The 5,478-nt window shown below is 69.7% G+C and carries 1 protein-coding gene; it reads left to right on the forward strand.

Translation table 11 applies throughout. The features are described 5' to 3' along the window. Nucleotides 1-5,478, forward strand: a 5,478-nt coding sequence (locus tag HUA75_RS45945; protein WP_174490122.1) for a non-ribosomal peptide synthetase, incomplete at both ends; no start/stop codon positions are given.

Here is a 5,478-nt window from a genome sequence, read left to right on the forward strand (position 1 = left end):
TCTCCTGGAATGACACGTCACGCGAGTCTCACGCCGTCACGACGCTGCACGGCCCCTTCGAGGCCCAGGCGCTCCGCACGCCCGACGCCATCGCCATCTCCGATGGCTCGCGCTCGCTCACCTACGCGGCCCTCGACGCACGCGCCAATCAGCTCGCCCACCACCTCGCCTCTCGTGGTGTGACTCCTGGCGGCGCCGTCGGCATCTGCCTCGACAAGTCCCTCGACATGGCCGTCGCCGTCCTCGCCACCCTCAAGGCCGGTGCGTCGTACCTCCCGCTCGACCCGAACTACCCCGCGGAGCGCCTCGCCTTCATGCTCGAGGACTCCGCGGCGCCTGTCGTCCTCTCGCACTCCGCCCTGCGCGCGGTGCTTCCTTCGTCGCGAGCACGACTCGTTCTGCTGGATGAGCAGGCCGAGTCGCTGGCGGCACTGCCCGAGCACGCGCCAGACGTCTCCGTCTCGACCGAGTCTCCGGCGTACATCATCTACACCTCCGGCAGCACCGGACGGCCCAAGGGCGTCGCGCTGCCACACCGCGCGCTGAGCCACTTGCTGACGTGGCAGTTGCGCCAGTCCGAAAAGCCGTCGGCCACGACGCTCCAGTTCGCGTCGCTCAGCTTCGACGTCTCCTGCCAGGAGCTGTTCTCCACCTGGTGGGCGGGCGGCACCCTCGTGCTTCCCACCGGAGGACTGCGCCAGGACATCCCCGCGCTGCTCGACTTCATGCATCAGCAGCGAGTCGAGCGGCTCTTCCTGCCCTTCGTCGCGCTCCAGGCCATCGCGGACGCCGTCTCCCACGGCGCCACCCTGCCCACCGCCCTGCGCGAAGTCGTGACGGCCGGTGAGCAGCTCCAGGTCACTCCCGCGCTCATCGCGCTGTTCGAGAAGCTGCCGGGCTGCATCCTGGAGAATCAGTACGGCCCCTCCGAGACGCACGTCGTCTCCGCCCACCGGCTCCAGGGCGCACCCGCCTCCTGGCCCCGCCTTCCGTCGATCGGCGGGCCGCTGCCGCACACCCAGCTCTTCGTGCTGGATGCGTTGGGCCAGCCGACGCCCATCGGCGTGCCGGGCGAGCTCTTCATCGGCGGCGCGCACCTGGCCCTCGGCTATGCGGGCAGGCCCGAGCTGACGGCGGAGAAATTCGTTCCCCATCCCTTCAGCACCACGCCCGGCGCTCGCGTCTACCGCACGGGTGACTCGGCGCGCTGGAAGGCGGACGGCACCGTCGAGTTCCTCGGTCGCCTCGATGGACAGGTGAAGCTGCGAGGCTTCCGCGTCGAGCTGGGTGAAGTCGAGGCCGCGCTGCGCGCAATCCCCGGCATCCGCGACGCCGCCGCGACGGTCCGTGAGGACGCTCCCGGCCTCAAGCGCCTCGTCGGCTACTTCGTCCCCGTGTCCGCGTCGGAGCCCCCGAGCGCGGAGAACCTGCGGACCCTCCTGCTCCAGCACCTGCCCGAGTACATGGTGCCCACGGCCTTCGTCTCGCTGGAGACGCTCCCGCTGACGCCCAGCGGCAAGCTCGCGCGGCGCATGTTGCCCGCGCCCGACCTGGGTGCGCAGGAGCGCGAGGCCCCATTCATCGCGCCCAGGACACCCCAGGAAGAGAAGCTGGCCAAGGTGTTCTCCGGCGTCCTGCACCTGCCACGCGTGAGCGTCACGGACAACTTCTTCGCGCTCGGTGGTCACTCGCTGCTCGCCACCCAGGTCATCTCGCGCATCCGGTCCGCCTTCGCCGTCGAGCTTCCGCTGCGCGCGCTCTTCGAGGCGCCCACCGTCGCCGCGCTCGCGGCCCGCATCGAAGACGAAGGGCTGGGAGAGACGCAGGCGCTCGCGCCGCCCATCGTCCCCGTGTCGCGCGAAGGCCTGGTGCCCCTGTCCTTCGCGCAGCTCCGGCTCTGGTTCATCGATCAGTTCCAGCCCGGCGGGGCCGCGTACCACATGCCGTCCTTCGTGCGCCTGGAAGGGCCGCTCGACACGGCGGCGCTCCAGCGTTCCTTCGACGAGCTGGTGCGGCGTCACGAGGCGCTGCGCACCACCTTCTTCCAGCAGGACGACCAGCCCTACCAGCGCATCGCCCCCCACGGCGAGCTGCCCCTGGTGCGCGTGGACCTGCGGAGCCTGGAGCCCTCCACCGCTCGCGAGGAAGTGAAGCGACTGCTCCTCGAGGAGCTGGCTCGTCCCTTCAACCTCTCCACGGGACCGCTCATCCGCGCGCAGCTCCTGGAGCTGTCGCCTACCGAGCACGTGCTCGCGCTCAACATGCACCACATCGTCTCCGACGGTTGGTCCATGGGCGTGCTCGTCCAGGAAGTCGCCGCGCTCTACGACGCCTTCGCCCACGGTAGGCCATCACCGCTTTCGCCCCTCGCCATCCAGTACGCCGACTACGCCGTCTGGCAGCGCGATTGGTTCCAGGGTGCGGTGCTCGAACGGCAGCTCACCTTCTGGCGCAACCAGCTCTCCGGCGTCGTGCCACTGGAGCTGGCCACCGACAAGCCGCGTCCTCCGGTCATGACCTCGCGCGGCGGCAACGTCGGCGTGTTCCTGCCCGCCTCCACCGCCGAGAAGCTCAAGGCGCTGTGCCAGCAGGAGGGCGCCACGCCGTTCATGGCGCTGCTCGCCGCGTGGCAGTTGCTCCTCTCGCGCTACTCGGGCCAGGACGACCTCACCGTCGGTTCGCCTATCGCGGGTCGCCAGCGCTCGGAGCTCGAAGGCCTCATCGGATTCTTCGTCAACACGCTGGTCTTCCGGGCGCGCATCGATGGACAGGCTTCGTTCCAGCACCTGTTGCGACAGGTGAAGGAGACCGCGCTCGGCGCCTACGCTCATCAGGACGTGCCCTTCGAGCGACTGGTCGAGGTGCTCCAGCCGGCCCGTGACTTGAGCCGCAGTCCGCTGTTCCAGGTCCTCTTCTCCCTCCAGAACACGCCCGCCTCCGCCATCCAGAAGCAGGCGCTGACCATCAGCCCCGTGGACGTCGACGGCGTCACGTCCAAGTTCGAGCTCAACCTCAACCTCGTGGAGCTGCCGGAGGGCTACGCGGGCTCGCTCGGCTACAACTCAGACCTGTTCGAGCACGCCACCGTCGAGCGACTCGCCCTTCACTACACCACGCTCGTCGAAGCACTCGTCTCGCGGCCCCAAATCCCCGTCGCGTCCTGCTCGCTGCTCACCGAGCAGGAGCAGCGGCAGGTCCTGCTCGATTGGAACGAGACGGGCACGGACGTCGCCACCGAACCCTTCGTCCATCGACTCGTCGAGCAGCAGGCCCGCCTCACGCCCGAGGCCCTCGCCGTCCTCTCCGATGACGAAGCGCTCTCCTTCACGCAGCTCAACCAGCGCGCCGACCAGCTCGCCCGGGTGCTGTGCTCGCGAGGGGTGCGCCCTGGCGACTTCGTTGCGCTGCTCACGCATCGCACGCCCCAGCTCCCCATCGCCCTGCTCGCCATCCTCAAGGCGGGTGCCGCCTACCTCCCGCTGTCTCCCGACTACCCGCGTGAGCGCCTCGCGTTCATGCTGCGCGACAGCGGGGCTCGCATCGTGCTGTCCCAGGAGGCGCTCGTCTCGCTCCTGCCCGACGGACTCGACATCCTCTGCCTCGACTCCGCCTCGCACGCGGAGGAGCTCGCGCGCACACCGTCTGAGCCTCTCCTGTCGAAGCCGGAGCCCGACGCTCCCGCATACGTCATCTACACCTCGGGCTCCACGGGACAGCCCAAGGGCGTGCTCATTCCCCACCGCACGCTCGCCAATCACATGGCCTGGTTCCTCCAGGTCTTCCCGCTCACCGCGCGGGACAGGGTGCTGCTCAAGACGCCGCTCGCCTTCGACGCGTCCGTCTGGGAGTGCTGGGCTCCGCTCCTCGCGGGTGCGCCGCTCGTGCTCGCGCCCACTGACGCCCACCGCGATGCGGCGCTGCTGCTCGACTGCGTCGTCCGGCAGGGCATCACCGTCCTCCAACTCGTCCCGTCCCTGCTGCGCTTCGTCCTCGACGAGCCCTCACTGGCTCGCGCCACGTCCCTGAGGTGGCTGTTCTGCGGAGGTGAGGCGCTCTCCGCCTCGCTCGCGTCCCTCGCCCACGAGCGGCTCCCTCAGGCGCGGCTCGTCAATCTCTACGGCCCCACCGAAGTCACCATCGATTCGACCTACACCGTCGTCGATGCCGTCACGTCGGGCGTCTCCATTCCCATCGGTCGTCCCGTCGCCAACACACGCGCCTATGTGCTCGACGACACCCTGCGGCCCGTCCCGCCGGGTGTTCCAGGGGAGCTGTACCTGGGCGGTGCGCAGGTGGCCCTGGGCTACCTCGGCAGGCCCGCGCTCACCGCGGAGCGCTTCATCCCGGACCCTTTCGCCGCTACGCCAGGAGCGCGCCTGTACCGCACCGGTGACAAGGTCCGGTGGCTCGCGGAAGGGCGACTGGAGTACCTGGGCCGCACCGACTTCCAGGTGAAGCTGCGCGGTCTGCGCATCGAGCTGGGCGAGATTGAAGCCGCCCTCCGCGCGCAACCGGGCGTGCGTGACAGCATCGTCCTCGTGCGCGAGGACGTCCCTGGCCAGCACCGCCTCGTCGCCTATCTCGTCTCCGCGCCGCTCGATACGGACACGCTGCTCGCCTCACTGCGCGAGCGGCTGCCCGAGTACATGCTGCCCACGGTCTTCATGCGCCTGGACGCGCTGCCGCTGACACCCAACGGCAAGGTCGACCGGCAGGCCCTCCCCGTCCCCGAGCAGGGCACGGAGGGCAGCCTCTTCGTCGCGCCTCGCAGTGCCATCGAGGAGACGCTGTCGGCCATCTGGGCCGAAGTGCTTCAGCTCGACAAGGTCAGCGTCACCGCCAACTTCTTCTCGCTCGGCGGCCACTCCCTGCTCGCCACGCAGGTCGTCTCACGCGTGCGCAGGACGCTCGGCGTGGAGCTGCCCCTCCGCGCGCTGTTCGAGACCCCCACCATCGCCGCGCTCGCCACCCGCCTTGGCGAGGCTGGAGGAGCGTCCCCGGGCGCCCGCGCGCCCGCCATCGTTCCCGTGCCGCGCACGGGCGAGCTGCCGCTGTCCTTCGCACAGCAGCGTTTGTGGCTCATCGACCAGCTCGAGCCCGGAAGCTCCACCTACAACATTCCCCTCGCCCTGCTCCTGCAAGGGCCGCTCGAGGTGGACGCGCTCCAGGGCGCCTTCACGTCGCTCGTCGAGCGCCACGAATCCCTGCGCACCACATTCGTGACGCACGACGGAGAGCCGCGTCAGCACATCCACGCCCCCAAGCCCATGCTCGTCGCAGTGAGGGAGCTGGAGTCCCTCTCGGAAGACGCGAAGCTCGTCGAGGCCCGCCGACTGGTGAGCGAGGAGGCCTCACGGCCCTTCGACCTGGAGCACGGCCCCATCTTCCGCGTGCTGCTGCTGCGACTGGACGCACAGCGCCATGTCCTCGTCGGGACGGTCCATCACATCGCCTCCGACGGCTGGTCCACGGGAATCC

This window comes from Myxococcus sp. CA040A (assembly GCF_013336725.1).
GTDB lineage: Bacteria > Myxococcota > Myxococcia > Myxococcales > Myxococcaceae > Myxococcus > Myxococcus llanfairpwllgwyngyllgogerychwyrndrobwllllantysiliogogogochensis.